Consider the following 25,824-nt stretch of genomic DNA (forward strand, 5'->3'; position numbering starts at 1 on the left):
TTCCGGCAAACTCGGCGCGGTTCAGAACCGCTCATCGGTCCTAGACGGCTTTGAGGTCTACAGCGCCGGTCTTTCCATTGCGGCCTGTCTCTAGCTGGTAAGACAGTTTTTGGCCCTCGGCTAGCTCGCGCAAACCGGCCCGCTCCAAGGCGGTGATGTGAACGAACACGTCATTGCCGCCGTCATCCGGCGCGATGAAGCCATATCCCTTGGTCTGGTTGAACCATTTAACAGTACCAGTAGGCATGCGAAAAATCCCTTATTGGTCAGAAAGAGACTGATTATTGGCATACCTTGAACTTGGCAGCTAGCCACTTTGTAGCTCCCGCACGCGGCTCTCGCCGGGGGCAGATTTATATGTCTGGGCAAAGGTTTCGGCGAGGCTGGTCATGAAATGCCCGCAAAAGGATTGCGGCAATCGCCCCGGAAGGTGTTTCCTGCCAGTATGATAGGGGGAACTTTTCAATGGAGGTAAGCTAGCATAGCGTGGGTCTCGAGGGAGGCAGGTCGCCCCCGCCGCAGGCTTCTCGCAACCACGCAGGGCGGAAGCGTAGCAAGAAAGTCCAACAGCCGATGCCGCTGGAGCCGTTTGCGGAACGCAACCGCTTCCGCTTCATCCATCCCGGCAAGACTGCAAACGGTCTTGCCCAGATCAACTCCCAAAACCTTGATGTGCATCAGACGCTCCTCTCTCCACCTCTGCCCGCATTGATAGCAGCGGGTTGGTGGGAAGGCAGTTCATCTCATTAGCTCAAAGTGCGCTATGCCAATAGGCTGGCTCGGTGTTCCAGAAACCCGAGGATCTCCTGCGGATTTGGGAGCAAGAGGGACATGCCTGTTGCTGCTGCCCAGTCAAAAAGAGATTCATCGTCGAAGTTCGAATATGCCATTGACCAGTCGGAAAAACGGCGGTGCGTGGCAGGCTCGCTGCTCAGACATTCAACGTTGGTGTGGCGGCTGTCGGCTTGGATAGACGCGTAAACCGCTTCAACGCCTGAACGTGGCCCCTCCAGCCATTGAAAATAGGCGCCAGACTCCCGATGCAGAATGCCTGTGATGTACTCGAACTGATTTCGTGTCCTTGCGACTTCCAGCATTGCAAGCTCTGCCGAGCTGAGTGCTGGCAAGATGCATTTGCTGCGATAAAGAAGAGAAAATAGTTCGCCCATGTGACGGCGACACTATCGAGGTCGCAGGCAGGCACAATGATTCCTTTCCAGGGCACGCTGCTCCTGATCGGCGACGATAAGCGGCCGGTGCGCTATCCTTGGCGCTTCAAGCGATCAATGAGATCAGCGGTTGCCTCATCACTCAGATCCGCGCAGGCGTGGGCTTCTGCCAGCGATATGATGGCCTGATAGGCTCCCAATGGCAGCCAGCCTGCTTTCTCGGCCGCCGCGATCAGCGCGATAAACCCGTCCTCCAGCGCCTCTTGTAGGTCAAGGTCGCAGTCAGTGTAATTGCCAAGGTGTCTAGGGGTTCGCATCCCGGCAAATTAATACTGTCTGGACGATTCTGGCAACAACCAAGCCGAACCGACAAAGCCGTCCCCGATGCGAACCGAGGACGGAATGCTCGTTCACTGAACTTAGGCAGCTCTACGCGACATGCTACTCGCCTCCGTTGGTGGCGCGATCATTCTGGCGAGCTTTGCGATCACCGGCTTCTCTGTTCTGACCACCAGCATTTGGCTCATTGGAACGCTTCATCTGCTTTGGGTTCAAAACAGGGTCAGCATTGGCCATTTTGTCCCGCTGCGCGTCCTGCGCAAGGTTATGCTTTTCATTTTCCTCTCTCGGGTCAAACTTGCCGCTCATGAGAGATCTTCCTTCAAATGCTTTCAGGGGATATTGCGAGGAGTATACTCGGGAAGATCCTTGAGTTGATCTTTGGTCCAGCGTGTATGTCCGTGCACTACTCCATCCTCACCGCGCATAAGGTCGAGGTCTTTTACCCTCATCTCAACCGGCTTTGCCCCCAGGCCCAAAAAGCCGCCGACATCGACCACCACTGTAGTGTCAGCACCATTTCCATAGACTTCAGAAATCATGCCTACTTGGTCGTCATCAGGCCCGTATATAGGAGCACCATTCAGAACAGCCTCCGTAAATTCACTATCGTTCAGGCGGACATGATTGGTATGATCCATTCTCGTTCTCCTTTCTCGATACCACACATAGCCTCAACAACTGTAGGGCGTAGATGTTCCGTAACGGTCCCGTGACTCCCCTATCGCGCTTCCAAAATGGGAATTATCATGTAAGGTGATTGCCCGCGTCCTTTAAAGGAAGGCTACGCACCATCTAGTCACGGGACTAGAATCCACGCGCGCTCAGCGCATGCACACGCTGGCGGGCTGCTCTGCCTAGTCGGAGCGATTCCCAGCCCTAATTAGATCGTTGTTCGTCGCAGTGTTCAGCGTCAAGCTCTGCAATCATTGCATCGAAGATCCGCTCGGCCTCATCTTCTGTGAGCGCCTCAGTCTTCTGTCCCTCAGTGCTCCGGTAGTTTGGATCATGAAGCTCGGGTACGAACTTTTGCCCCATCTCTTCCTCCTTTCACCGATGGGATGACGCTAGGTCGTGTTGACAAAAGGGATTTCGCTCGGCCTCGGGGCATGATTCAAGCTGGCATCTGCGATGGAGACCAGCTTGGCACGATCCCTTATGTCGGACGAGGAATGGGCGTTCTTTGAGCGCTTCATCCTCGCCGTCCGCGCGCCGAACGGACGCAAAGCTACCAACCACCGCCTCGCCCTTGATGGGATTTTTTGGATTGCCCGAACCGGCGCGCCATGGCGGGACCTACCTAGCGAGTTCGGCAAATGGTCGAGCGTTTACCGACAATTCCGGCGCTGGACACTGGCGGGCCTCTGGGCGGACATCATGGATGCCCTGAACCAGAGCGGAGCTGTGCCAAGCGCCCTGCAGATGATCGATAGCACCGTGATCCGCGCCCACCATCAGGCAGCGGGCGCTAAAGGGGGACTCCACGACAGGGTTTCGGCCGTTCTCGAGGTGGCTTTACGACCAAGATCCACCTTCTCGTCAACGCACACGGGCTCCCCATGAGGACAGAGATCACGCCCGGCCAGACGTCGGATTATCTCGGCTTCGACCTGGTGATGGCGGGCAATCTGCCCCGCCCAAGCGTGCTACTCGCGGATCGCGGCTATGATGCAGACAAGATCAGAGAGGGCATGGAGGCGCGCAACGTCCTGCCCGTGATACCGATGCGCAGGTCCCGCAAGAAACGGATTGGCGTCGATCGCTCGCTGTATCGCCTGCGGAATCTGGTCGAACGCTGCTTCAACAAGCTCAAAAACGCTAGGCGTGTCGCGACCCGCTACGACAAGACGGCAGAAAGCTTCCTCGGCTTCATTGACATCACGTCAATCCGTCTCTGGTTCCGACATTTGTCAACATGACCTAGCACCACTCAGAACAGAAACCGAATCTCCGCCGATGGAGCGGCGAAATCTTGCCGACGAAGAGCTCTGACAGCCTTGAACTCCCCACCAGACGGACGTTCGAACCACACAAGTTTTCCAGGGATTGGGCCAAATTTCAGTTAACCCTTTCAAAGGGGAGGATAACCTAGCTGCAAAGGACAATCTATCTCGCAATAGGCGCGTTCCGCAATTCGACTACAGCGATTTCGTTTTCAACAGAGCCCATAGCCCATGCACTCTACCGGAGGCAGAACGGAGCACTGGAGAGGTCACGTGACTATGATTTAACCGGAACCAAATCCATCGTCGGCATGTTTGGGCCCCGTACACAGCAATCACAAAACCAAGGAGGAAGCCCATGAACTGGGATATCATTCAAGGCAAGTGGGACCAGCTGAAAGGGAGCGTCAAAGAAAAGTGGGATGATCTCACTGATGACGAACTCACTCAAATTTCCGGCCAACAGGACAAGCTTTCTGGCAAACTGCAGGAAAAATATGGCTGGACCAAGGAACAGGCGGAAGACGAAATCAATCGTTTCTTCGTCGACAAAGATCGGGTGTGACACCCCGTCCCTTCGCGTCTGCAAATTGGAGGAATCTCATGAAAATCAGCGTTCTTTCTGCTCTGATGACCACTGCACTGCTGGCTGGTCCAGCATTTGCACAAAATACTGGTGACGCTCAGGCTGTAAACCCAGCCACCGAGGTCGACGCAGCGCAGGCTGAAGTGAAGCCGGATCCTGCAGCCGAAGTTCCTACGACGTCTGGGGACGTGCCCACAACGACAACGCCCGCAGCTGCCGCTGATGGCGCTGCAGACGTCGCGATTGTGGTACCAGAAGGATACACGATGACCGAACTGACGTCGGTCACTGCTGATCAACTTAAAGGCGTAGATATCTATGATCAGACCGATGCTAAGATCGCAGAGATAGCCGATCTCGTGATTGGCAGCGATGACAAGGTCACCGGCATTGTCACGGATGTAGGTGGCTTCCTGGGAATGGGTGAACACCGCATTTCCCTAGGGCCAGACCAGGTCGCTATCTACAAGAATGCCGACAACGACATTCGCGCGTATGTTTCTATGACAAAAGATGAGCTGAAGGCCCTGCCAAAATATGAGGCTCCCAATCAGTAAAAAGCGAAATGGCGCGGCCGTCCGGCCGCGCCCCGCTCGATGTCACTACGATAGATGAGTTTGCGCCCGGGCGAATTTGCTGACCCGGGCGCTTCTATGCGATCAGCGACTTATTTTTTCTTGGTCTTGCCGCCATCATTCACAGCCATAACAGCCACTGCTGTCAGCTTCGAATTTGCAGCCTTCTCTTCGTCGAGGATCGACGAAAGCAAGCTGTGTGCTTCTTCATGCCCAAGTGTTTTTGCCCACTCGCGCAACGTTCCATAGCGAGCAATCTCGTAATGTTCGACTGCCTGAGCGGCACCAATGAGTGCTACGTCCAAAGCGTGCCCCGATGCCTCTTCGATGATCCCGTCCGCCTCTTTCAGGAGGCCCTCCATCGCATCACATTTCTCCCCCCGCGGCTCTTGGCCGAGGGATTTAAACACTGCTTCCAGGGTCTTCACATGCCCCTTCGTCTCTTTGAGGTGGTCATCGATAGCCACCTTGAGTTCGGCATTGTTGACCGACTTAGAAACCTTGGGCAGCGCTTTGGTCAAGGCATTTTCGGCCCAATAGATGTCTTGGAGCGTATGCTCGAATGCGTCGCTAAGAGTCTTCATTTGGGAGTCCTTCCTGTTTTGGTGTCCCTCAGTCCAGGCACGCCCTCAACGTGCCCGCGAGGATGGAAGTTCCAAGGCCAAGCATGCGAAGCAGCGCCTCAAGATGGACAACCTTTCGGGCGAGTGCGGTTAGTTAAGCGTAACGATTGCCGCGTTGAGCAGAGAAGCAAATGCGACCCAAGCGGCATATGGCAGGAACATTGCTGCGGATACCGGATCTGCTTTCCGAGCTCGCCAAATGAACAGCGCTATTGTTGCAAGCAGAGGCAGGATGACCAACAGCCCCAGCAGGGGACGCTGAGCACCGAAGAATGCCGGAGACCACAGAAAATTCAGGGCCATCTGCAATGTCCACAGCACCTTCAAGTCGGAGTTCTGTGTCACACACCAAGCGCGCCATCCCGCGATCGCGATCAGCACATAGAGCGCGGTCCAGACTGGCGCAAACAGCCAATTCGGCGGATTAAACCATGGCTTGTTCAGGGTCGCATACCAGGCCCCGGGCACATTGAGATACCCAATGGCCAGACCGATTCCGACGACAGCCGCGACAAAAAACGCCAGAGATTTCACGCCTGACATGAACGCTTCCTTATTGATGAAGTACCAATTCTGGACTCAACTACTGCACTGACCAGAAAGGTCCAGTGAGGAGGTCACATAGCGTCGACCAATGGATCATTCCGAGATCTCTTCCGTGGGAAACGCTGGTCATGGAGAAGCAAGTGGTGACCTGCCGAATAGCAGGTGACGCAGGCCTAGATCATGTGACCCCGCCGCGCTTCTTGGCCCAGAAGCGCCAACCGACACCCGCAGCGGCCGATGCGCCCCCGCCAAAGGTCAGGACAATGAGCCACCGGCCAAGCGCGGCGAAGAATGTTTATGCAGGCGCATGGTGCTGTGCCACGCCTGCCATCTGGCAGGAGGGTTGCGCAGTTGCAGCGGATAGAAAATGTTTTGAGCTGTTCAATCGGCGTTGATGATGTAACCGCCCCCCCCGACGGCATTTGTGTGCCATGATTGGTCTATCGGAACCAGACAGAGGGATCGTCTATTTGCCCCATCGATTACACCGCAGGCGCCGCCACCACCCAACGCGAGCGGCCGCAATTGGGGCAAGACCTGCCGGGTTCAGGCGGCGCGGCCATTGTCAGTCCGCAGCAATGACAACTTGCCGTCTCTCCCGATTCCGGTGACGGCACGTTTGGCGGTATCGGCAGAAGATCCAGCGGTGGCACGATTGCCAGCCCCGGGCGCGGCTTGTCGAACCGGAAGACCGAGACTTGGCCACCTGCCTCCATGAACGCCCATTCCACCTCGCCAAGGTTCCGGACACCGTCGAGGCGCAGCAGTTCCATCACCTCAAGCGTGTTCAGATCGCGGCGCGAGGCACCCGCCATGTCGATCACCCCATCGCGGACCAGCAGGATCGGAGAGTTGGACAGCGCGCTCTTCAGGAAATCCTGATTGTGGATCGCCCTGTCGGCGAATTTCGTGACCAGAATGATCACCGTCATCGCCGCCAACGCGTGAATGATCGGCACATCCTCATAGAAAGTCAGATCGCCCACGGCCGAGCCAAGCGCGATGACCAGCACCATATCGGTCATCGACATCTGGGCGACCGCTCGGCCGTTCAAGACGCGGATCAGAAGGAAGCAATATAGGTAGGCAAGCGTGCTTCGAAAAATGATCTCGAGCAGAAATAGCCAAGGCGCACCGTCAAACCAAATGCGCCCCACTTCAAATGGAATGACGTTCTCCACGCGCGTCCCCCTTCCTAGCGAAAACGAAACACGTGCTGATCGGGATCGGTTTCACCGGCGATGCGGGCCGCGATGATCTGCGCCCCGATGACCGAGAAGGTGATGCCGTTGCCGCCGAACCCCATCAGCGTGAAGATCCGTTCATATCCCGGAACATTGTCAAACATGGGCAGTCCGTCGCGCGTGACGCTGAAGGGTGCGGCCCAGGTATAGGCGGGCTTGCCAATGCGGATGCCGGTCAGCGCGTGAAGTTTTTCGGCGATCCGTGTCGCCTTTCGCGCCAGCTTGCCTGTATCGCTGTTGGTGTGGGCAGCATCCTCATCTTCGCCGCCTGCGATGATGCGCCCCGAGGGATCGGTCCTGAAATACAGATAGGGGTCTGCCGCCTCCCATCCGATGGTCGACGTCATCCATTCCGGCAAATCCCGCATCGGACGCGAGGCCAGTGCCCATGTCGATGTGACGTGATGGGCGGCCGTTTTCATCTGCTGCAGATATTCATAGCCGGTGCAGAAAACGGCATGATCCGCGGTGATGATCTGCCCGTCCGAGGTAGACAGTGCGATACCTCCCGGAAGCTCGGCCATATCGATGATCTGCACCGGCGAGATCAACTGCGCCTTGCGACTAAGCACCACCTTCAGAAGCCCCGCCGTCAGCTGCGCGGGATTGGCCGAGGCAGATGCGGGCGACAGGATGGCAGCGGATCGGTCGATGCTGTAGCGCGCGACCAGCTCGGAGCGATCAAGATACTCCGCTTCGATCCCGATCTTCCGGCGCGCCTCCGCCTCGGTCCTCAAGGCCCGCGCGCCCATCAAATTACCCGCGATATAAAGCGCAGGCTTTTCCTGCATCGAGCATTCGATGCCCAACCGTTTCGTCATCTTGGTCAGATCGTCAACCGCACGCACCGACCTGCGCCAGGCGGCATTGGCTGCGCGCGCGCCGATCTGCTTTTGTAGTCGGGTGAGAGGCACGTCGATTTCATGCTGGATCATCGCCGTCGAGGCCGCCGTCGAGCCGCGCGCCGGTGGACGGCGATCGAGGATCAGCACCTTGCGCCCCTGCTCCGTCAGCGCTTCGGCCATCAAGGCGCCGCTGATCCCGGCGCCGACGATCACCACATCCGCATGCCTGCTCCCAAGCCGCTTTTGTGAGACGACCGTGGAATGCGGCGTTCGGACCCAGAGGGGCGTTCCGACTCTCAGGTCATCCTCGCGGGTATCAGCTTTGCTGCTCATCAATCGCGTGCTCTTTCAGTTATAGAGACGACTCACGGGTACCGGACAGTTCGGTACCTTCACCAATTCAACGGCAGGAGCGCTTTTTCGATTTGTAGTCCTCCTTGCGGTGGGTGGAATGCAACGCGACGCCCGCGCCGCTATGCAGGGCCAACAAATTCGCATTGCGAGAGTTCCGGAAGTCCCCGCGATTGAACCCCATGAACGCATAAACGGGATTTTGACGGATATTGACGCGAACAAATAGGGAACATAAAATGAGGCATGGCCCAGATAACCCTTCAGCGCAAACTCGCGATCCTGTCCGATGCGGCGAAATATGACGCCTCCTGCGCCTCAAGCGGGACCACGCGTCGCGACTCGTCGCAGGGCGGCATCGGCTCGGCCGGAGGCACAGGCATCTGCCACGCCTATGCCCCCGACGGGCGCTGCATCAGCCTGCTGAAGATCCTGATGACCAACTTCTGCATCTATGACTGCGCCTATTGCGTGAACCGCGTCAGCAGCAATGTCGAGCGGGCGCGCTTTTCCCCGGAAGAAGTGGTCACGCTGACGCTGGAATTCTATCGCCGGAACATGATCGAGGGGCTTTTCCTGTCCTCGGGGATCATTCGCAGCCCCGATCAGACGATGCAGGACATGGTCCGCATCGCACGGATGCTGCGCATCGATCATGACTTCAAAGGCTATATCCACCTGAAAACCATCCCCGACGCCGCGCCCGAACTGGTGGCCGAGGCCGGGCTTCTGGCCGACCGGCTTTCGGTGAATGTCGAGCTGCCGCAGGATCGCAGCCTGCGTACACTCGCCCCCGAAAAGCGCCCCGAGACCATTCGCGCCACCATGGCAGGCGTCCGGCTGGAGCGTGAGGCCGCGACGGATCGCAGCTTCACCGGCAAGCGCCCACCGCGTTTTGTCCCGGCGGGGCAATCGACGCAGATGATCGTGGGCGCCGACGACACCAGCGACCGTGAGATTCTGCGCACCTCTGCGAACCTCTATTCCGGCTACGATCTGAAGCGGGTCTATTATTCGGCCTTCAGCCCTATACCCGACGCCTCGCATGCCCTGCCGCTGGTCAAGCCGCCTCTGGTGCGCGAGCACAGGCTGTATCAGGCCGACTGGCTCATGCGGTTTTACGGCTTCGAGGCGGAAGAGATCGGCGGCGCGCGTCCCGACGGCAACCTCGATCTGGATATCGATCCAAAGCTCGCCTGGGCCTTGGCCAATCGCGCCACCTTCCCGCTTGTGGTCGCGCGTGCCAGCAAGGAACAGCTTCTGCGCGTGCCGGGCTTTGGCACAAAGACGGTCAGCCGAATTCTTACCGCGCGCCGCCACGCGACCCTGCGCTATGCTGACCTTCTGCGCATGGGCGCGGTGATGTCGAAGGCGCGGGCCTTCGTCGTGCTGCCCGACTGGCGCCCGGGGCAGTTGACCGACAGCGCCGGGCTTCGCGCGCGTTTCACCCCGCCTGCGGAACAGCTTTCGCTTTTCTGATGATCCGGGTTGAGCTGCCGCATTTCGACCGCTTCGACGCCTGGCGCGCCAGCGCCCGGCAACTCGCCACCGCCGCTGTTCCGCCCGAGCATATCCTGTGGGTGACGAAGGGCGATGCCGCAGACCTGTTCGGGGGTCAGCCCATGCCGCCCCCCGGCAACCAGCCCCTGCGCGTCAGCAAGGATTTTTTGACGCTCGCAAAGATCGTCAGTTTTCATTCGGACCCTGAAAGATGGGCGCTGCTCTATTCGGCGCTGGTCCGGATGCAGGCAGAGAGCGATTTGTGCCAGAATCCCGCCGATCCGCTGATGATCCGCCTTGGCGCTCTGGCGAAATCCGTTCGCCGCGACATCCACAAGATGCATGCTTTCCTGCGCTTTCACGAAATGCCCTCGCAGGGCCCGCGCCGCTCTTTCTCCGCCTGGTTCGAGCCCGAGCATCCGATCCTGGAAGCCGCGGTCCCGTTCTTCGCCAAGCGCTTTGCCGATATGGACTGGCTGATCGCCACCCCCGAGGGCACGGCGCATTTCGACGGCTCCGTCAGCCTCTCGCCGCCCGGACCCCGCCCCGATCTGCCGCCCGACGCAGGCCATGATCTGTGGCAGACCTATTTCGCCAATATTTTCAATCCGGCGCGCGTGAAGATCAACGCCATGCGCTCTGAGATGCCATTGAAATATTGGAAGAACCTGCCCGAAACGCAGCTCATCCCCGAGATGCTGGCTGAGGCCCCCCGTCGCGTCCGCGCGATGGCCGAGGCTGGCGCGACCGAGGCGCCGAGGTTTGCGGCGAAGGTGACAGCACGGGTCAGGATATCGCAACCGACCGCCCAGCCAACGACCCTTGCCGAGGCAGGCCAGAAGGCCGCCACCTGCACGCGATGCGACCTGTGCCATGCCGCAACCCAAACCGTCTGGGGCGAAGGCAATCCCGACGCCCCCTTGATGATCGTGGGGGAAGCGCCGGGCGATCAGGAGGATTTGCAGGGCCGCCCCTTCGTCGGGCCCGCCGGACAGCTTCTGCGCGAAATCATAGCCGAGGTCGGGCTTGATCCGGAACAGACCTGGCTGACCAATGCCGTCAAGCATTTCAAATACACCCCGCGCGGCAGGCAGCGTCTTCATCAAAACCCCAACCGGGGCGAGATCCAACACTGTCGCTGGTGGCTTGACTTAGAGCGGCGCTTTGTCAGCCCGAGGCTGACCGTGGCTCTGGGCGCGAGCGCGGCGTTTTCGCTGACCGGCAACCCCGCGCCTCTGACGGCCCGGCGCGGCAAGATCGAGGCAGCGCGAGACGGCGGGCCTACGCTGATCTCCTGGCACCCCAGCCTGATCTTGCGCCTGCCCTCGGCAGATGCGCGATCCGCGAGGCAGGAACTGGCGGGCGATCTGGCCACAGCCGCAGCCCTGATCGGCTGAACTGTTCAGGCAATGATCTGCGGTTTTTTAACCGTTCAGTCTTGAATGGAGCGCCTTGACATCCATATACCATCCACACGGATGGAGAAACCGCATGTCCAATGTCACCCCCCTTCGCGACAAGACCCCCGACAGCGAGAAGATCACGATCAATCTCGGCTATGTGGACCTTGGGCGCATCGACCTTCTGGTGCAGGAAGGCTTCTACTCAAACCGCAGCGATTTCGTCCGCACGGCGATCCGCAACCAGGTGAATACACATGTCGATACGGTCACCAAGACGATCGAGCGGCATACGATGGAGCTTGGTCTGCGCGACTACTCGCGTCAGGACCTCGAGGATCTTCGCGCTGCCGGAGAAATCCTGCACGTCAAGGTCGTGGGCCTGGCGCGCATCGCCTCGGACGTGACGCCCGAACTTGCCCTGCAGACCATCGGCTCGATCACTGTGCTTGGTGCGCTGCAGGCCAGCGCCGAGGTTCGAAAGGCCCTTTCCGACCGTATTCTTTAGCAAACGCTTCAAACAGGACATCATCATGAAATTCTTCAACGCCGACGCCCTGCGTCAGGTGATGGGCAGCGTCGACCCGTCCTTCGCCGAGGATCTGGTCGCGAAAACCCTCTCTCAGCATGGGCTTATGCCGGGTCAGACCGCCGGTACGCCTCAAGCCCGCGCGCCAATGGCCGATCTTATGGCGGGCTTGAAGCCGACCGCCAGCAACGCGGCACCTCTCCACCTCAGCTGTCCGGAAGGTGCCAGTTTCACGGCCGAGACATTCCGCTGCGCCGAAGGCAGCCGTGAATACCTGATCTATGTGCCTTCATCTGCCAAAGATCGCCCCACGGGCATTGTGCTGATGCTGCACGGATGCACGCAGACGCATCGCGATTTCGCCACAGGCACCAAGATGAACAGCCTGGCAGAGCGGGACGGGTTCATCGTGATCTATCCGCAGCAAGCGCGCGGAGAAAATGCGCAATCCTGCTGGAACTGGTTCCGCCGCGGCGACCAGATGCGGGACCGTGGTGAGCCCGCAATTCTGGCGGGCCTGACCCGGCAGGTGATGCAGCGCCATGGCGTGCCGCCGGCGAGAGTATTTGTTGCTGGCCTCTCGGCAGGGGCGGCGATGGCGGTGATCATGGGCCAAACCTATCCCGAGATTTTTGCCGCAGTCGGCGCCCATTCCGGTCTGCCGTTCGGTGCGGCGAAAGACGTGCCTTCGGCCTTTGCCGCCATGGCTGGCCAAGCCATGACCGGAGCGGCCCAACGCATGGAGGCGACACCTCGAACGATCGTGTTTCATGGCGCGGACGATAAAACGGTGCATCCGATCAACGCCGAACGGATCATCGCACAGGCGAATGCATCCGGGCCCTACGAGACCGTGGTGACCGATGAATCCGGACAGGTAGCAGGCCGATCTTTCAGGCGAGAGGTCACCAGCGTAGCCGATGGAAAACCCCTGTCAGAGATTTGGACCGTCGATGGCCTTGGCCATGCCTGGTCGGGTGGCGATGATCGCGGCTCCTATACCGATGCGGCCGGACCGGATGCGAGCGCCGAAATGATCCGCTTCTTCTTTTCGGAAGGTGATTGAGGTGAGAGGAGGCAGGGCGTTGCAATTCATTCGCTCCCGATTTGAAAATTCAATATGGTGAGCTCAATATTATCTGCCGAACATCGTTGTTCCACACTTCCCCCAAATTTAACACTCGATGCGAAAGGAGATCATAAGGGCATCGTGGTCGGCGCTTAGATCGACCACAAACCCCGACCTGTTTTTCCGAACTCCGGGGAACAATGCCTGCCGAAGTTCGTTTGATAGGTATGGATTCCCGAATTGCATGAAGGAGATCACGAGATGAGTAAAGCAGAAGATGCTGCACGCGATCTGGCCGGTGACGCGAAAAACGCGGCGAAAGATGTAGCCGATGATGCGCGTCAGGCTGCGCGGACTGCGCGTGATCGTGGCGAGGACCTGGTGCAGTCGGCCAAGGAAAAAGGCGCCGAAATGGCGGATGACATGCGCCACAGCGCGCGCGAACATCTGGATGCCGCCCGCCGCAAGGGCGAGGAATATTATGAAGCCGCCCGCGAATACGGCAGCGAGATGGCCGACCGTGCCCGGAAAGAGGCGGATCATCTGTATCGTCGCGGCCGTCGCCAGGCCGATGAGGTCGCCGCCTATGCCGAGGATCGCTATGACGAGGTTTCGGATATCGTGCGCCGCAACCCCGCGCAGGCCTTGGGGATCGCCGCAGGTGTCGGCTTCCTGATCGGCCTGCTGATCGCCGCGCGCCGCTGATCGCAAGATGATGTTCGACTATGCGCGCAGGATGCGCCTTGCGCTTGAAGACACCGCGCGGCGCATAGGTCAGAAGGCGGCAGCCGGAGTGGTTGCCGCCATCGGAGCGGGCTTCCTGCTGGCTGCCTTACGGATGTCGTTATCACCAAGGTCAGCGACCGGGTCGGGCAGACCGTCGACCGGGCGCAGGCGAAGGCCAGTCAGTTCGTGAACGAGGCCGAGAACCGGCTGCATTCCTTTGCCGATACGGTCTCATATCGAGCGGACCGGTTCGCCGAAACCACCGAACACAAGGTCCAGGACCTTGCCACCCGCGTGGGCGAGACGGCGGCGAAGGTTGGGCTGACTTCGGAAAACGCCCGCAAGGTGAGTGAGCAGGTCTCCGAGAAGGTCGAACAGGCCAAGGCCAGCAATCTGGCCGCCGTGGCCCCTGTCATCGGTGCATTTGCCGTGGGCATGACACTGGCGACCCGCCTGCAGGGTTGGCGTCACCGCGGAGATTGATCTGATCGACGAGGAGGACGATTTATAATATTAGGAAATAAAATTTTACATTCCTCAACAATTCAACAACACTTTGAATACTTTCTCATTACTCCACCATTTCTTCCTCTTGAGTTCACATTTTAGGAAACGGAGAGTTAATTCTCCTCGTTTTAAAGTGATGCAAAAGCAGCCTTCAGGCAGCCTTCTCCAATTCCTTGGCGTGACGCCGATGCCCATACTGGGGCGCTCATTGTTCAGTGATGAACGTCAGCTCAAATTGAGCAAGTGTTCAAAAGGCATTGCCAATGGCATGCGCTTTATTTGTTTCATCAATCAAGATCTTCGCCGCCGGTGAGGCTGGACCCTCATCGGCACTGGGCTCATGAAGGCAAGGTCCCGATCGTCGAGGAGAGCCTGCGCGGTTACCGTGGACGGGTGGGATGGATACTGTCCGCTCCCTCTCCGCAGGAGTCAATTATGTCATACTTGCCCTTAGATTTAAGACCGAAGGATTCGAAATAACTTATCTCGTCTGTTCACGTGACCCTTTGTCTCTTTGAGGTGCGCATCCACGGTCGCTCTGAGATCGGGTGCTGTACAGCCTTCGACATCTTGGTAAGGTGTTCAACAGAACGTTTCTCGGCCCATATCATGCAAAGCATGCGGGGATGTGTACTGAAGTGTTTTCAAGATGCCATCCTCGCGGTCGCTTGCCATTCAGCGGGTATAAAACACGAAGAGAAAAGGGTGAAAAAGATCAAGTTGGTTCATCCGAACGCAATCAACAGTTGATTTGGAACCCATTGCCGTTCTGGCCCGTTCCTTGGAGCGTGATGTGCTCCGAAACCTGACAGGTAGATCGGAGCAAGCGAGTACACACATATTGAGTGAGGGTCAGCATGAATAGCATTATCTACCTCGTCGGCTTGGTCGTTGTGGTTCTTTTTATCCTTGGAATGTTGGGGTTACGCTGATGTCGGATACAATTCCTGTTGAAAAAGCGACCCTCAGTGATCGTGGCTACGTCGATCTAGGCGCGATTGTCGCAGGCACCTTAGTGGCTGTCGGTGCGTCATTGGTGCTGACCGCGTTTGGCGCGGCGATTGGCCTCGGCTCGATCTCGTTTGACGATGGCAGCATCAGCATCTTCGGGCTCATCTTGACCGCTCTGTTCGTCGTGATCTCGATGGTGCTCGTTTATATGCTGGGCGGGTATATCACCGGGCGCCTTCGTCGGCGCGTCGAGATTGCGAATACCGATGAAGTCAAGGTCCGCGATGGGCTGCACGGTCTTGTGGTCTGGGGGCTGGGCACAATCCTGAGCGCAATCGTTTTGTCCAGCGCCGTGACGGGCACCGTCAAGGCGGTCGGAAATGTCGCTGGCACTGCGCTTGAAGCCACCGGCTCGGCTGTTGGCGGGGCCGCTCAAGGGGCGGGCCAGCTTGCTGGCGGCGCCATCTCGGGGGCGGGTCAACTTGTTGGTGGCGTCGCTCAGGGCGCCGGTCAAGCGGTTGCTCCGACACTTGAAGAAGCCATGCCGAGCGGACTGTCGTCGAACCCGATCGACTACATTTCCGATACGATGCTGCGGCCTGCTCAGGCTGTTCCGGGCCCGAACACTGGCGAGCCGGAGAATGCCAAGCAGGAAATCGGGCAAATCCTGATGAACCTGGTGCGCACTGGCGAGATCAGCGAAGCGGATAAGGCTTACCTGCGTCAAGTCGTGGCGGCTCAAACTGGACTGACGCCGAATGAAGTCGATGCGCGTGTGAATGAAGCCGAGCAGCGTGCACAGGAAATCCGTGCAGAGGCGCAGAAAAAGGTTGATGAGGCCCAAGCCAAAATCGACCAATTGAAGGCCGAGACTCAGAAGACCTTTGACGAAGCCAAAGCGAAAGCTGAACAGGCTGCCGAAGAAGCTCGCGTCGCAGGCATCCTGACCGCATTCCTGCTCGCGACTGCTGCTCTGGTCGCTGGTGCGGCAGCCTATATCGGGGCAATCCGTGGCGGAGAGCACCGCGACGATGGCCGGATCTGGGGCGGGCTTGCTTACCGTCGTCGGTGATCAACCAAGCTGAATTATCGGTCACGAAAAAAAGACCGGGCATATTTGCAGATGCCCGGTCTTCGTATTATCATGTTAGACGAAGCCGTCACCGATCAGGTATATTCGGCAACTTCCTTGTAAATCAGGATTTGTCGCGGAAGTAATCGTTGATCTGCTGATCAGCGTCTTCCTTGGCCCAGCCATAACGCTCTTGCAGCTTACCGGCGAGCTTATCCTTGTTACCTTCGATCTGCGTCAGATCATCATCCGTGAGATCGCCCCACTTTTCTTTAACACCACCTTTGAGCTGTTCCCATTTACCCTGAATGATATCCCAATTCATAACGCTCTCCTTGGTTTGGTTACAGGGGCCAACGGCTCAGCAATGACGAAGGTTCCGGATTTGCTCGCACTATGTTTCGCCAATCGGGCGGTTTGGCGAAAGAGGGGCGGTTGCGATGATATCAAGAAAAGGTCAGAGAGAACTGCTCTCCGTAATCCGGTTTCTCGCCAGAGACCTTGGATTTCACCAGTTTATACAGAAACTGCATCCCGCTTTCTGGCCCCAGCCAGACCTCGGCCGAGGCAGGAACAAGCCTAATCAGAACTAGGTCCGGGTCGTCCTTGCCTTCCTCGAACCAGGATGACGCGACCGCGTTCCAGACCTCGTCCAGTTTCTTGCGGTCGGTCGAGATCTCGATCCGGCCCTTGATCTCGGTATGAAGGCCCTGCGCAGTGTCGCTAACGATATAGCGCGTTTCTGCGCCTTTGGCCGCAGCTTCGGCCATCTGCGTGCCCGTCGCGGTGATGAACCACAGATTGCCATCTTCGGGCTCGACATTATGCGACATCGGCAGGAACGCCCCACCAATCTCAAGCATACCAGCGCGAACATCTTCAAGTCTTTCCCAGAATTCCTCTCGGCGGTCGTTGGACATCGGCTTTCCCTTGCATATGGTTGCGCTGAGACAACCAGTCAGACCCTCAGTCGTTCCAGCGCACGGGAATTCACATCGGGGCAAAATCCTGCCACGGTGGTGCGGTTAGGTGACAGACCAAGCCGTCACTGGCATATTCGATCGTCACTTCACCCATGAACTCGGCCGGTAAGACCTCACCAATCAGGACTGAACCGAAGCCAGTTGCATCGGGACGAACTACATCGGGACCGCCCCGTTCACGCCAGGTGAAATCCAGACCGACTTCTTCGTCATAGCGCCAGAGGATCTCGATCACACCCTCCGCCGCACTCAGCGCGCCGTATTTCGCCGCATTCGTCGCAAGCTCGTGGAGGCCAAGGGCAAAGGCAAGCGCCGTTTTGGGCGGCAGCAAGACCGCCGGACCATCTATACTGAAACGGCTGTCCGCATAGGGTGACAATACTTCGGTGACGATGTCGCAAAGCTCTGCCCCGTCGCGCTGTTCGTCCGTGACCAGATCCTGTGCACGCGCCAGCGCCATCAGGCGGGCGCGAAAGGTCTCGGCCGCCTGCCCTTCCTGCGCGCCAAGCGTTTGGCGGGCGATTGCCAGAACGGTGGCAAGGATGTTCTTGACCCGGTGCTTCATCTCATGGACCAGCACCGTCTGCAGCCGCTCTGCCCGCCTGCGCTCAGCGATATCGCGCGCGATTTTGGAGGCGCCGACGACATGGCCGAATTCGTCATAGATCGGTCCGACAGTCAGCGAAACCTCGACTAGACGGCCATCGCGGCATCGGCGGATGGTTTCATGCGGCTCGACCTGATGGCCATTTTGGATCTGCGCGATGATCGCCGCCTCTTCGGCCGTGCGATCGTCTGGGACAAGCATGGTGACAAGCTGCCCGATTGCCTCGCTGGCGGTATATCCGTAAAGCCGTTCGGCCCCGCCGTTCCAGCTTGTGATCCGCATCTGCAGATCTGTGCTGAGGATCGCCTCGGTCGACGAGGCGATGATCGCTGCGAGACGTCGCTCATCCGCTTCCGCACGGCGCCGCTCTCCGATGTCGGTCATGACCAGACTGATACGGTCATCTTTGCCTTGCACGTAAGGCACCGATCCACCGGAAATCGCGACCCAGAGACTTGAGCCGTCTTTTCGGATGCATTGCTGCTCGATCGTCCGGCCGCTCGAGAGCTGCGGTAGGCAGCCCGAGATCAAGGCATCACCATTGCGATCATCCGGGTGCAGGATGTCGCGATAATTCATCGCCAGCATGTCGCTTTCGCTGTATCCCAACATAGCACACAGCCGCGCGTTCACCATATTGAACCGGCCTTGAGCGTCAATCAGGGCAATTCCCGCCGCGGATTGTGCAAACAGCGCCCTCAGCCGCGCCTCGCTTTGCGCCAGCGTATCCTGCGCCCGGACGCGCTCGGTCGTCTCGGTCACGATGCACAGCACGGCCGCAACTTCCTCCCCGTCGCGGATCGGAGAATAGGAAATGTCGAAATGCACCGTCTCGGGATAGCCGTGGCGCTCGATGTGAAAGGCCAGATCGCGTGCCGAAACGGTTTGCACCTCCCGGCGCACCTTTTGCAGCATCGGTTCAAGAGCTGCCCACAACTCGGTCCAATTCTCGCGCGCGGGCCTGCCGAAGGCCTGCGGATGTTTGTTGCCGATGGTGGGGGCATAAGCGTCGTTATACAGCGCCACGAATTCGGGCCCGGCGAAGATCACCACCTGAGATTTGGCATCAAGAATCGTTTCAAAGACGCAGCGCAGGCTTGCGGGCCATGTTCCGGGCGCGCCGAGCGGTGACGTCCCCCAGTCATAATCCGCATAGAGGCGGTCGATCCCGCCCTCGGATTTCGGCATGCTTGCCAAATACATAGCGTTAAAAGCCTGCAAAAGGGTTGTTTCAAAACATAAGCTATGCTCGCGTGGCGCCCGTCAAGGTCGGATTGAGTTAACGAAGAAATGACGCGCTTTCGCTTCTCGAGACCACAATCGTGACACTGAACCACTCCTGCCGCTGGTGACCCAAACGGGTGTGTTGGCTTGGAAGGTGACGGCAAAATCTGCGGCCTTTTGGACGAGCTAGTAGGGCCTGTTCTTTGGTCCACCGAGCTAACACTCTAAATCCCGCCGAACCGGGCGGACGGCTTTGGAACTGAAGATCAGGGAGATCTGCCAGACTCGGGTGCGATACGGCTTCCGTCGCATCCATGTTTTGCACGGAAAGGATGGCAGCTGAAGATCAAGAAAACCCGAAAAATTTAAAACCGAGTTGGGTGTGAAGTCCTGCAGCTTAAATTACGCCAGGTACTGTCGAAGAAGGGAGAAGCTCAGAAAAAAATGTGGAAAAGGTCCCTAGGATCGTAGCTCGCTTGGGGGCAAGTCAGCCACAATATGCGATCCGCAAGTGAACAAAATCGGCTGCGCCGCGTTGAGCGGCAGCAATCAACTTGCTGCCGCTGACACCTCGGCGGTCCTGCGTGCTTTCAACAGCCCAAGGAGAGGAAGCCATGGCACAATCGAACACCCCTGCGAAAACGAACCCTGCTTCTGCGCCCGGGCATGATGGCACCAACAGCAATCCGATCAGTGCGACGTTTACGCAAGAAACCGGCAATGGTGGCGAGATTCAGCAGATGACGGATGACACGGCCGCGCGTCTCACCACGAACCACGGCCTTCCGATTTCGGACAACCAGAACAGCCTCAGGGCCGGAACCCGCGGACCGACGCTGCTTGAAGATCTCGTGCTGCGCGAAAAGATCTTTCACTTCGACCATGAGCGGATTCCAGAGCGGATTGTCCATGCGCGCGGCTCGGTCGCGCACGGCACATTCACGGTCAGCAAGGCAATTCCCGAACTGACCCGCGCCGCGCTGTTTCAGAAAAAGGGCAACATCTGCGATGTATTCGTCCGCTTCTCGACCGTGGCAGGCGGTGCTGGCTCAGTCGATACGCCACGCGACATTCGCGGCTTTGCGGTGAAGTTCTATACTGAAGAGGGCAACTGGGACCTCGTCGGCAACAACACTCCGATCTTCTTCATCCAGGATGCGATGAAATTTCCCGACCTCGTCCATTCGGTGAAGATGGAGGCTGACCGCGGCTATCCGCAGGCCGCATCGGCCCATGACACGTTCTGGGATTTCGTCTCGCTCATGCCGGAAACACTTCACAATGTGATGTGGGCTATGTCTGACCGCGGGATACCGCGCAGCCTGCGTTTTATGGAAGGCTTCGGCATCCACACTTTCCGCCTGATCAATGCCGAGGGGAAAGGTTCGTTCGTCCGCTATCACTGGAAGCCGCGTCTGGGCATCCAGTCGCTGATCTGGGACGAGTCTGCCAAGCTTCAGGGGGCCGATAACGATTTCCACCGCCGCGACCTCTACGAGGCGATCGAAGCGGGCAGCTATCCCGAATGGGATCTGGGCATTCAGGTCATCGACCCGGAGTGGGCGGCCAGACAGCCTTATGACATTCTCGATGCGACCAAACTGATCCCCGAGGAAGAAGTGCCGGTCCAGCTGATCGGCACGATGACTTTGAACCGCAACCCCGACAACCACTTTGCCGAGAACGATCAGGTTGCCTTCCTGCCCTCGAATATCCTGCCCGGCATGGACTTCTCGGCAGATCCGCTGCTGCAGGGGCGGCTGTTTTCCTATCTCGACACACAGAAATCCAGGTTGGGGACAACGAACTTCCATCAGATCCCGATCAACGCACCGCGCTGCCCCATGCACAATTTCCAGCGCGACGGCATGATGCAGACACAGATCCCGAAAGGCCGCGCCAATTACGAGCCGAACTCGCTTGCCAAGGCCGGAGAGATCGGCGGACCTCGCGCCGATGCCAAGGGCGGGTTCCGCAGCACCACCGACTCAGATGCCTTGGGCAATGACCCGACCCAGAAGGTTCGGCTGCGTTCGGAGACCTTTGCGGATCACTATAGCCAGCCCCGCATGTTCCTGCGCTCGCTGTCGAAGCCAGAGCTGGATCACGTTGTTGGAGCGTTGGTGTTCGAGCTGTCCAAGGTCAGCATCAAAGCCATCCGCGAAGCCGTCCTGGCGCAGCTGCGTAACATCGACGACGAGGTGGCAAAGCGGGTGGCAAACGGTCTGGGCATGGACAAGCTGCCTGACGCTGCCCCTGCTGCAAGGAAAGCGGTGGACCTGCCACCCTCACCAGCGCTGTCGATCCTGAAACACAAGGCGCCTGCGCCTAAGGGACGCAAGTTGGGAATTCTGGTTGGCGATGGCGCGGATGCTGCAGCCGTGAAAAAGCTGCAGGATGAGGCCAGGACGGCGGGTGCAAGCTGTATGATCATCAGCCAGAAGATTGGTGGTGCCAAGCTGTCGGACGGTTCGGTTCTGCCGGCGGATGGCCAGCTTGCCGGGACGCCCTCGCTCATTTTTGACGCGGTGGTCATTACCACCGGCAAAGAGGGCTACGACGCGCTGATCAATGACCCCGCCGCGCTTGAATTTGCAGCACTGGCGTGGAGCCATCTGAAGGCTCTGGGTCTCTGCCCGGGTGGCCGCAAGCTTCTCGACAAGGCCAATGGCGGCCAGGACGAGTTCACCCTGGACCATAAGGACGCGAAGGGAGTCGTCGCCAAGCTGGCCGACCGCGCCTGGGACCGCGAGGAGGATTTGAGACCCGCGCCATGAGCGGAGAGAGGAGGCGGCCTATGGCCACGCGCGCAAATTGGAAAGGTGTGCTGAAGATTGCGGATCTCAGCTGTCAGGTTGCGCTTTATAGCGCGGCCTCGACCTCGGACCGCATTGCCTTTCACACCATCAACCGCGCCACCGGCCATCGCGTCAGGCGTGAGTTCGTCGACAGCCAGACCGGCAGAGAGGTCTCCCGTGACGATCAGGTCAAAGGCTATGAGGTCTCGGACGGCGAATATGTCGTGCTCTCCGATGAAGAGATCGCCTCGGCCGTGCCCGACAGCGACAAGACGCTGGGGATCACCGATTTCATCCGCTGCGATCAGGTCGACCCGGTCTATTTCGACCGCCCCTATTATCTTGCACCCGCCGATCCCTCTGCCGCCGAGGCTTTCGCGCTGATCCGGCAGGGGCTCGCGAAGCAGAAGGTTGCGGCTCTGGCCCAGACCGTGCTGTTCCGGCGGATGCGCAATCTGCTGATCCAGCCCTACAAAGACGGAATGGTCGCGACGACGCTGAATTACGACTATGAGGTTCGTGCTGCAGACGAGGCTTTCAACAGCATCCGCAAGACCAGGATCGAGCCCGAGATGCTGGATCTTGCCCAGCATATCATTCGGACCAAGATGGGCAGGTTCGATCCTTCGACCTTCGAGGATCGCTATGAAGCGGCCCTGATCGAGCTGGTCAAGGCCAAGGAGGAAGGCCGAAAACTGCCACGCCGGGCGGCCGAAAAACCCAAGGTCATCAGCCTTATGGAGGCTCTGCGCGCCAGCGCCAAGCCGGAACCGAAGACGAAGGCCAAGAGCAAACGCAAGGCGGGGTGAGATGTCGCTTCAATCCTATCGAAAGATGCGCGACTTCTCGGCGACCAGCGAGCCCAAGGGCCGGGTTGCGCGCAAAAAGGGCAACAGCTTCGTCATCCAGAAACATGACGCGAGACGGCTGCATTACGATTTCCGGCTTGAGATGGAGGGCGTCCTGAAAAGCTGGGCGGTAACGCGCGGCCCAAGCCTGAACCCCGAAGACAAGCGGCTGGCGGTGCATGTCGAGGACCATCCGCTTGAATATGGCACGTTCGAAGGCACCATTCCCAAGGGCGAATATGGCGCGGGTACGGTCATCCTATGGGATCGCGGCACCTGGACACCGATCGGCGATCCGGTGAAGGGCTATGCCAAGGGCCATCTCGAATTCGAACTCTCGGGGCAGAAGCTCAGGGGGCGCTGGCATCTGGTGCGGATGCAGACGCGGGAAAAGCGCGAAAACTGGCTGTTGATCAAGGCCGATGACCAATATGCGCGCAAAAAGGGCGATATCCTGAAGGAGGAGCCAGCATCCGTTTCGACCGGCCGTGATCTACCCGAGGTTGAGGACGAACCGCCGGGCTGGTCGTCTAAGGACGGCCCGCTTGCGCAGGGCAAGAAGGCAGCGATGCCCGAGTTTATCAAACCGATGCTGGCACAGCTGCAATCGAAACCGCCCTCAGGTGACAAATGGGTGCATGAGATCAAGTTCGACGGCTATCGCCTGCAGGCGCATGTCATCGGGGGGAAGGCGGCGCTTCTGACCCGCAGTGGCCACGACTGGACCGCGAAATTCGGCGATATGGCACGCAAATTCGCTGAGCTGGCGCTGAAATCCGCGATCATCGACGGTGAGCTGGTGGTGGAAAGCGATGCCGGCGCCTCGGGTTTCTCGGCCTTGCAGGCTGATCTTGCGGACGGTCGTGACGATCGTTTCATTTTCTACGCCTTCGACCTCATGTACCTCGACGGCCATGACCTGCGGGACGAGCCGCTGACCGCCCGCAAGGCCTCGCTCGAGCGCATTCTGCGGACCAGCGACATCCGCTACAGCAGCCATTTCACCGAAACCGGAGAGATGGTGCTGCGCCATGCCTGCCGGATGAGCCTTGAGGGGATCGTGTCGAAACTTGCCGATGCGCCCTATCGCTCGGGTCGCGGGCGGGCTTGGGTGAAATCGAAATGTTCCGCGCGCCAGGAATTTGTCGTCGGCGGCTATGTCCCCTCGCAGGCGCAGGCGGATGCCATCGGCTCGCTCGTGCTGGGCGTGCATGACGCGGATGAGGACGGGTTGCGCCACGTCGGTCGGGTCGGCACCGGCTTTACCCGCAAGGGTGCCGCCGATCTCTTCCGACGCCTGCAGCCCTTGCGTCGGAAGACCAGCCCCTTTGGGGAGAAGCTTGCCCCCGAGGTTGTCTATACCACCCCGGAACTGGTGGCCGAGGTCGATTTCAGCGCCTGGACGGCCGATGGCCATTTGCGACACGCAGCGTTTCGCGGCCTGCGTGAGGACAAGCCCGCCATTGAAGTCACCCGCGAGGACCCGCCCAAAGCGAGAATCAAGCTGACCCATCCGGAGCGGATCTATTGGCCTGATGAGCAAGTGACCAAGGAAGAGCTTGCCAATTACTACACCCGAGTCTGGCCGCAGATCGCGTCTTTCATCGTGAACCGCCCGCTGGCCCTCCTGCGTTGTCCCGACGGAATCGACGGCCCGCGCTTTTTCCAGAAACACCCTTGGAAGGGCATCAACTCCAGCATCGACCAGCCGAAGGATAAGGGCGAGGCGCTGATCGCGATCTCGGGTCTCGATGGCCTTATCGCTTTGGTGCAATCGGCCGCACTGGAGATCCATCCCTGGGGTGCGACCTTTGAGGATCTGGAGCGCCCGGATATGATCATCATGGATCTCGATCCCGGTGAGGGCGCAAGCTGGGACCAGATCGTTGCGGCCGCGACCGAAGTGCGGCAGCGCCTGACGGACGCGGGCCTGACCGCTTTCGTGAAGACGTCGGGCGGCAAAGGGCTTCACGTGGTCTCGCCGCTGAAACCCCATGCCAAATGGCCGGAGGTCAAGGCCTTCACCAAGGCCATGGCCATGGCGATGGAAAGCGACGCGCCCGATCTTTATGTCGCGACGATCACGAAATCCAAGCGGAAGGGCAAGGTGCTGATCGATTATCTGCGCAACCAAAGGGGCGCGACCGCCGTGGCCGCCTATTCGACCCGTGCCCGACCCGGTGCGGCGGTCTCGACCCCGGTGGAATGGGAGGCGCTGTCGCAGATCGGGCCTGCCAGCTATACCGTCCGCTCGGATCTGCCGGAGCCATGGGACGGGTTTCGCAAGGCCGCCCGCCCGCTTACTTTCCGCCCTTCTTCTCGGCGGAAAGCGACTTCCTGAGCGCATCCATGATGTCGATGACATTGTCCGCAGGCTCGGCGGCCTTCTTTTTGGCCGACGCCTTCCGACCCCTCTTCTTGTCGGCGATGATTTCAAGCAGCCGCGCCTGAACCGGATCCGCCACCATCTTGGGGTCCCATGTGCTGGTGCGCTCCTTGATCAGCCGCGACACTAGCCGCAACGCCGCGGGATCGGGCTTGTCGTCGGGCTCAGGCGGCATGTCGCGCAACTCATCGCCAAAACGCAGCGTCCAGAGAATGATCCCCTTGCCCGATGGTTGCAGCATCACCGCATATTCGCGCCGATACATCACCAGTCGCGAAATGCCGACGGTGCCCGAGGCCGCCATTGCCTCGCGGATCACTGAAAACGCCTCTTCTCCGACCTTGTCGGTGGGGGTCAGATAATGCGGCTTGTCATACCAGATCCAGCCGATGCTGTCGGCGGGAACGAAAATCTCGATATCGATGGTCCGGGTGCTTTCAAGCGCAAGGGCGTCGATCTCGTCATCCTCGATCAGCACATATTCATCCTCGCCGCGAGGATAGCCCCGCGCCTCATCCTTTTCGTGCACGGTCTTGCCGGTGACGCTGTCAACATAGCGGCTTTGCACGCGGTTACCGGTCCGGGCGTTCAGGGTATGGAAACGCAGCTTCTCGGCCTCGGTCGTGGCCGGGGTCAGCGCCACCGGACAGGTGACGAGCGACAGTTTCAGATAGCCCTTCCAGAAATATCGCGGTGCCATGGTGATCCAACCGCGAATGGCGCCGAAGGTTCCTGCGCGGTCGCCACCGGCGGTTGCGGGCCGAAGATCCGCGCATTCAGGAACAAACCGCCCCCTTCGCGGTTGGGTCCGGGATTACGGCACACGCATTAAAGAGGTTCAAATGAAGCAGTTTTCGATGATTTTCACCGCCGCGCTTCTCCCGGTGGCGGCACTGGCTCAGGACGCCACGGCCAAATTCGTGAACACCGACGGCGCCGAGATCGGCAGCGCCAGCCTGACGCAAACCGCAGCGGGCGTGCTGATCAAGGCCGAGATCGGAGA

At 59.1% G+C, this 25,824-nt stretch carries 25 protein-coding genes and 1 pseudogene; 14 read left to right on the plus strand and 12 right to left on the minus strand.

The features are described 5' to 3' along the window. Positions 1 to 40: 40 nt before the first annotated feature. From IQ24_RS19165 to IQ24_RS19180, 4 genes are all read right to left on the minus strand, one after another. Positions 41 to 247, minus strand: a complete 207-nt coding sequence (locus IQ24_RS19165; protein ID WP_145399982.1) for a cold-shock protein — start codon at positions 245 to 247, stop codon at positions 41 to 43. Between the two features lie 514 nt (positions 248 to 761). Further along, positions 762 to 1,169, minus strand: coding sequence for a BLUF domain-containing protein (locus IQ24_RS19170; protein ID WP_145399983.1), 408 nt, complete (start codon positions 1,167 to 1,169; stop codon positions 762 to 764). Positions 1,170 to 1,610: 441 nt separating this feature from the next. Then, positions 1,611 to 1,817 carry a hypothetical protein gene (locus tag IQ24_RS19175; RefSeq protein WP_145399984.1) on the minus strand — a complete coding sequence of 69 codons (207 nt, stop codon included), beginning with the start codon at positions 1,815 to 1,817 and terminating at the stop codon, positions 1,611 to 1,613. A gap of 23 nt (positions 1,818 to 1,840) precedes the next feature. Beyond that, complete coding sequence (locus IQ24_RS19180; RefSeq protein ID WP_145399985.1) at positions 1,841 to 2,149, minus strand: PRC-barrel domain containing protein; 309 nt, start codon at positions 2,147 to 2,149, stop codon at positions 1,841 to 1,843. A gap of 490 nt (positions 2,150 to 2,639) precedes the next feature. Between IQ24_RS19180 and IQ24_RS19185 the strand changes: the two genes are divergently transcribed. From IQ24_RS19185 to IQ24_RS19195, 3 genes are all read left to right on the plus strand, one after another. After that, positions 2,640 to 3,427 (plus strand): IS5 family transposase gene (locus IQ24_RS19185; RefSeq protein WP_145399986.1). Its coding sequence is split into 2 segments (ribosomal slippage): positions 2,640 to 2,979 and positions 2,979 to 3,427, totalling 789 coding nucleotides; the frame shifts between segments, so codons are not numbered across the junction. Between the two features lie 382 nt (positions 3,428 to 3,809). Next, positions 3,810 to 4,016, plus strand: a complete 207-nt coding sequence (locus IQ24_RS19190; protein ID WP_145399987.1) for a CsbD family protein — start codon at positions 3,810 to 3,812, stop codon at positions 4,014 to 4,016. 38 nt (positions 4,017 to 4,054) lie between these two features. Beyond that, positions 4,055 to 4,594: a PRC-barrel domain-containing protein gene (locus IQ24_RS19195; protein WP_145399988.1), complete on the plus strand. Its 540-nt coding sequence runs from the start codon at positions 4,055 to 4,057 to the stop codon at positions 4,592 to 4,594. A 110-nt stretch (positions 4,595 to 4,704) separates the two neighbouring features. On the opposite strand, the gene IQ24_RS19200 is transcribed toward IQ24_RS19195, so the two are convergent. The 4 genes from IQ24_RS19200 to IQ24_RS19215 all read right to left on the minus strand — a co-directional run bounded on the left by IQ24_RS19200 (position 4,705) and on the right by IQ24_RS19215 (position 8,203). Continuing rightward, positions 4,705 to 5,196 (minus strand): YciE/YciF ferroxidase family protein, encoded by a 492-nt coding sequence (locus tag IQ24_RS19200; RefSeq protein ID WP_145399989.1) that lies wholly within the window; start codon positions 5,194 to 5,196, stop codon positions 4,705 to 4,707. Between the two features lie 129 nt (positions 5,197 to 5,325). Further along, positions 5,326 to 5,778: a TspO/MBR family protein gene (locus tag IQ24_RS19205; RefSeq protein WP_145399990.1), complete on the minus strand. Its 453-nt coding sequence runs from the start codon at positions 5,776 to 5,778 to the stop codon at positions 5,326 to 5,328. 485 nt (positions 5,779 to 6,263) lie between these two features. Continuing rightward, positions 6,264 to 6,962 (minus strand): DUF421 domain-containing protein, encoded by a 699-nt coding sequence (locus IQ24_RS19210; RefSeq protein ID WP_158637585.1) that lies wholly within the window; start codon positions 6,960 to 6,962, stop codon positions 6,264 to 6,266. Between the two features lie 14 nt (positions 6,963 to 6,976). Beyond that, positions 6,977 to 8,203 carry an NAD(P)/FAD-dependent oxidoreductase gene (locus tag IQ24_RS19215; protein ID WP_145399992.1) on the minus strand — a complete coding sequence of 409 codons (1,227 nt, stop codon included), beginning with the start codon at positions 8,201 to 8,203 and terminating at the stop codon, positions 6,977 to 6,979. 264 nt (positions 8,204 to 8,467) lie between these two features. Here IQ24_RS19215 and IQ24_RS19220 point away from each other — a divergent pair, with 264 nt between their 5' ends. The 7 genes from IQ24_RS19220 to IQ24_RS19250 all read left to right on the plus strand — a co-directional run bounded on the left by IQ24_RS19220 (position 8,468) and on the right by IQ24_RS19250 (position 15,975). Next, complete coding sequence (locus IQ24_RS19220) at positions 8,468 to 9,700, plus strand: putative DNA modification/repair radical SAM protein (RefSeq protein ID WP_199756653.1); 1,233 nt, start codon at positions 8,468 to 8,470, stop codon at positions 9,698 to 9,700. Continuing rightward, a complete protein-coding gene (locus IQ24_RS19225) occupies positions 9,700 to 11,118 on the plus strand; it encodes a UdgX family uracil-DNA binding protein (RefSeq protein WP_199756654.1) in 1,419 nt (472 codons plus the stop codon). The genes IQ24_RS19220 and IQ24_RS19225 overlap by 1 nt, the downstream gene beginning before the upstream one ends. 94 nt (positions 11,119 to 11,212) lie before the next feature. After that, a complete protein-coding gene (locus tag IQ24_RS19230) occupies positions 11,213 to 11,629 on the plus strand; it encodes a CopG family transcriptional regulator (RefSeq protein ID WP_145399994.1) in 417 nt (138 codons plus the stop codon). A gap of 25 nt (positions 11,630 to 11,654) precedes the next feature. Further along, positions 11,655 to 12,716: an extracellular catalytic domain type 1 short-chain-length polyhydroxyalkanoate depolymerase gene (locus IQ24_RS19235; RefSeq protein WP_145399995.1), complete on the plus strand. Its 1,062-nt coding sequence runs from the start codon at positions 11,655 to 11,657 to the stop codon at positions 12,714 to 12,716. A gap of 264 nt (positions 12,717 to 12,980) precedes the next feature. Next, positions 12,981 to 13,424, plus strand: coding sequence for an ElaB/YgaM/YqjD family protein (locus tag IQ24_RS19240; RefSeq protein WP_145399996.1), 444 nt, complete (start codon positions 12,981 to 12,983; stop codon positions 13,422 to 13,424). Between the two features lie 207 nt (positions 13,425 to 13,631). Then, positions 13,632 to 13,928 carry a hypothetical protein gene (locus IQ24_RS19245; RefSeq protein ID WP_145399997.1) on the plus strand — a complete coding sequence of 99 codons (297 nt, stop codon included), beginning with the start codon at positions 13,632 to 13,634 and terminating at the stop codon, positions 13,926 to 13,928. 955 nt (positions 13,929 to 14,883) lie between these two features. After that, positions 14,884 to 15,975, plus strand: a complete 1,092-nt coding sequence (locus IQ24_RS19250) for a hypothetical protein (protein WP_145399998.1) — start codon at positions 14,884 to 14,886, stop codon at positions 15,973 to 15,975. 124 nt (positions 15,976 to 16,099) lie between these two features. On the opposite strand, the gene IQ24_RS19255 is transcribed toward IQ24_RS19250, so the two are convergent. The 3 genes from IQ24_RS19255 to IQ24_RS19265 form a co-directional block, all read right to left on the minus strand. Next, a complete protein-coding gene (locus tag IQ24_RS19255) occupies positions 16,100 to 16,300 on the minus strand; it encodes a CsbD family protein (RefSeq protein ID WP_145399999.1) in 201 nt (66 codons plus the stop codon). Between the two features lie 121 nt (positions 16,301 to 16,421). Beyond that, a complete protein-coding gene (locus tag IQ24_RS19260) occupies positions 16,422 to 16,895 on the minus strand; it encodes a pyridoxamine 5'-phosphate oxidase family protein (protein WP_145400000.1) in 474 nt (157 codons plus the stop codon). A 70-nt stretch (positions 16,896 to 16,965) separates the two neighbouring features. Beyond that, entirely contained in the window at positions 16,966 to 18,618 is a 1,653-nt protein-coding gene (locus tag IQ24_RS19265) for a PAS domain-containing sensor histidine kinase (protein WP_199756655.1), read from the minus strand. A 391-nt stretch (positions 18,619 to 19,009) separates the two neighbouring features. Between IQ24_RS19265 and IQ24_RS20470 the strand changes: the two are divergent. The 4 genes and pseudogenes from IQ24_RS20470 to ligD all read left to right on the plus strand — a co-directional run. Beyond that, positions 19,010 to 19,155: pseudogene (locus tag IQ24_RS20470) on the plus strand (IS3 family transposase); the annotation flags it as partial. Between the two features lie 248 nt (positions 19,156 to 19,403). Beyond that, positions 19,404 to 21,566 carry a catalase gene (locus tag IQ24_RS19270; protein WP_145400001.1) on the plus strand — a complete coding sequence of 721 codons (2,163 nt, stop codon included), beginning with the start codon at positions 19,404 to 19,406 and terminating at the stop codon, positions 21,564 to 21,566. Between the two features lie 20 nt (positions 21,567 to 21,586). Continuing rightward, positions 21,587 to 22,396 (plus strand): non-homologous end joining protein Ku, encoded by an 810-nt coding sequence (ku, locus tag IQ24_RS19275; RefSeq protein WP_145400002.1) that lies wholly within the window; start codon positions 21,587 to 21,589, stop codon positions 22,394 to 22,396. 1 nt (position 22,397) lies between these two features. Continuing rightward, positions 22,398 to 24,776: a DNA ligase D gene (ligD, locus tag IQ24_RS19280; protein WP_145400003.1), complete on the plus strand. Its 2,379-nt coding sequence runs from the start codon at positions 22,398 to 22,400 to the stop codon at positions 24,774 to 24,776. Here the strand turns inward: ligD and ku (IQ24_RS19285) are convergent. After that, a complete protein-coding gene (ku, locus tag IQ24_RS19285; RefSeq protein ID WP_145400004.1) occupies positions 24,736 to 25,521 on the minus strand; it encodes a non-homologous end joining protein Ku in 786 nt (261 codons plus the stop codon). The genes ligD and ku (IQ24_RS19285) overlap by 41 nt on opposite strands. Positions 25,522 to 25,824 lie beyond the last annotated feature (303 nt).

This window comes from Paracoccus sulfuroxidans, from assembly GCF_007830335.1.
In the GTDB taxonomy this organism is placed as follows: domain Bacteria; phylum Pseudomonadota; class Alphaproteobacteria; order Rhodobacterales; family Rhodobacteraceae; genus Paracoccus; species Paracoccus sulfuroxidans.

Excerpts from the sequence above, each read along its gene's own strand:
- IQ24_RS19170 (WP_145399983.1), bottom strand. The coding sequence starts at position 1,169 with ATGGGCGAACTATTTTCTCTTCTTTATCGCAGCAAATGCATCTTGCCA.
- IQ24_RS19180 (WP_145399985.1), bottom strand. The coding sequence starts at position 2,149 with ATGGATCATACCAATCATGTCCGCCTGAACGATAGTGAATTTACGGAG.
- IQ24_RS19235 (WP_145399995.1), top strand. The coding sequence starts at position 11,655 with ATGAAATTCTTCAACGCCGACGCCCTGCGTCAGGTGATGGGCAGCGTC.
- IQ24_RS19270 (WP_145400001.1), top strand. The coding sequence starts at position 19,404 with ATGGCACAATCGAACACCCCTGCGAAAACGAACCCTGCTTCTGCGCCC.
- IQ24_RS19165 (WP_145399982.1), bottom strand. The coding sequence starts at position 247 with ATGCCTACTGGTACTGTTAAATGGTTCAACCAGACCAAGGGATATGGC.
- ku (WP_145400004.1), bottom strand. The coding sequence starts at position 25,521 with ATGGCACCGCGATATTTCTGGAAGGGCTATCTGAAACTGTCGCTCGTC.
- IQ24_RS19250 (WP_145399998.1), top strand. The coding sequence starts at position 14,884 with ATGTCGGATACAATTCCTGTTGAAAAAGCGACCCTCAGTGATCGTGGC.
- IQ24_RS19190 (WP_145399987.1), top strand. The coding sequence starts at position 3,810 with ATGAACTGGGATATCATTCAAGGCAAGTGGGACCAGCTGAAAGGGAGC.
- ligD (WP_145400003.1), top strand. The coding sequence starts at position 22,398 with ATGTCGCTTCAATCCTATCGAAAGATGCGCGACTTCTCGGCGACCAGC.
- IQ24_RS19220 (WP_199756653.1), top strand. The coding sequence starts at position 8,468 with ATGGCCCAGATAACCCTTCAGCGCAAACTCGCGATCCTGTCCGATGCG.
- ku (WP_145400002.1), top strand. The coding sequence starts at position 21,587 with ATGGCCACGCGCGCAAATTGGAAAGGTGTGCTGAAGATTGCGGATCTC.
- IQ24_RS19230 (WP_145399994.1), top strand. The coding sequence starts at position 11,213 with ATGTCCAATGTCACCCCCCTTCGCGACAAGACCCCCGACAGCGAGAAG.
- IQ24_RS19240 (WP_145399996.1), top strand. The coding sequence starts at position 12,981 with ATGAGTAAAGCAGAAGATGCTGCACGCGATCTGGCCGGTGACGCGAAA.
- IQ24_RS19260 (WP_145400000.1), bottom strand. The coding sequence starts at position 16,895 with ATGTCCAACGACCGCCGAGAGGAATTCTGGGAAAGACTTGAAGATGTT.
- IQ24_RS19215 (WP_145399992.1), bottom strand. The coding sequence starts at position 8,203 with ATGAGCAGCAAAGCTGATACCCGCGAGGATGACCTGAGAGTCGGAACG.
- IQ24_RS19200 (WP_145399989.1), bottom strand. The coding sequence starts at position 5,196 with ATGAAGACTCTTAGCGACGCATTCGAGCATACGCTCCAAGACATCTAT.
- IQ24_RS19205 (WP_145399990.1), bottom strand. The coding sequence starts at position 5,778 with ATGTCAGGCGTGAAATCTCTGGCGTTTTTTGTCGCGGCTGTCGTCGGA.
- IQ24_RS19175 (WP_145399984.1), bottom strand. The coding sequence starts at position 1,817 with ATGAGCGGCAAGTTTGACCCGAGAGAGGAAAATGAAAAGCATAACCTT.
- IQ24_RS19255 (WP_145399999.1), bottom strand. The coding sequence starts at position 16,300 with ATGAATTGGGATATCATTCAGGGTAAATGGGAACAGCTCAAAGGTGGT.
- IQ24_RS19225 (WP_199756654.1), top strand. The coding sequence starts at position 9,700 with ATGATCCGGGTTGAGCTGCCGCATTTCGACCGCTTCGACGCCTGGCGC.
- IQ24_RS19195 (WP_145399988.1), top strand. The coding sequence starts at position 4,055 with ATGAAAATCAGCGTTCTTTCTGCTCTGATGACCACTGCACTGCTGGCT.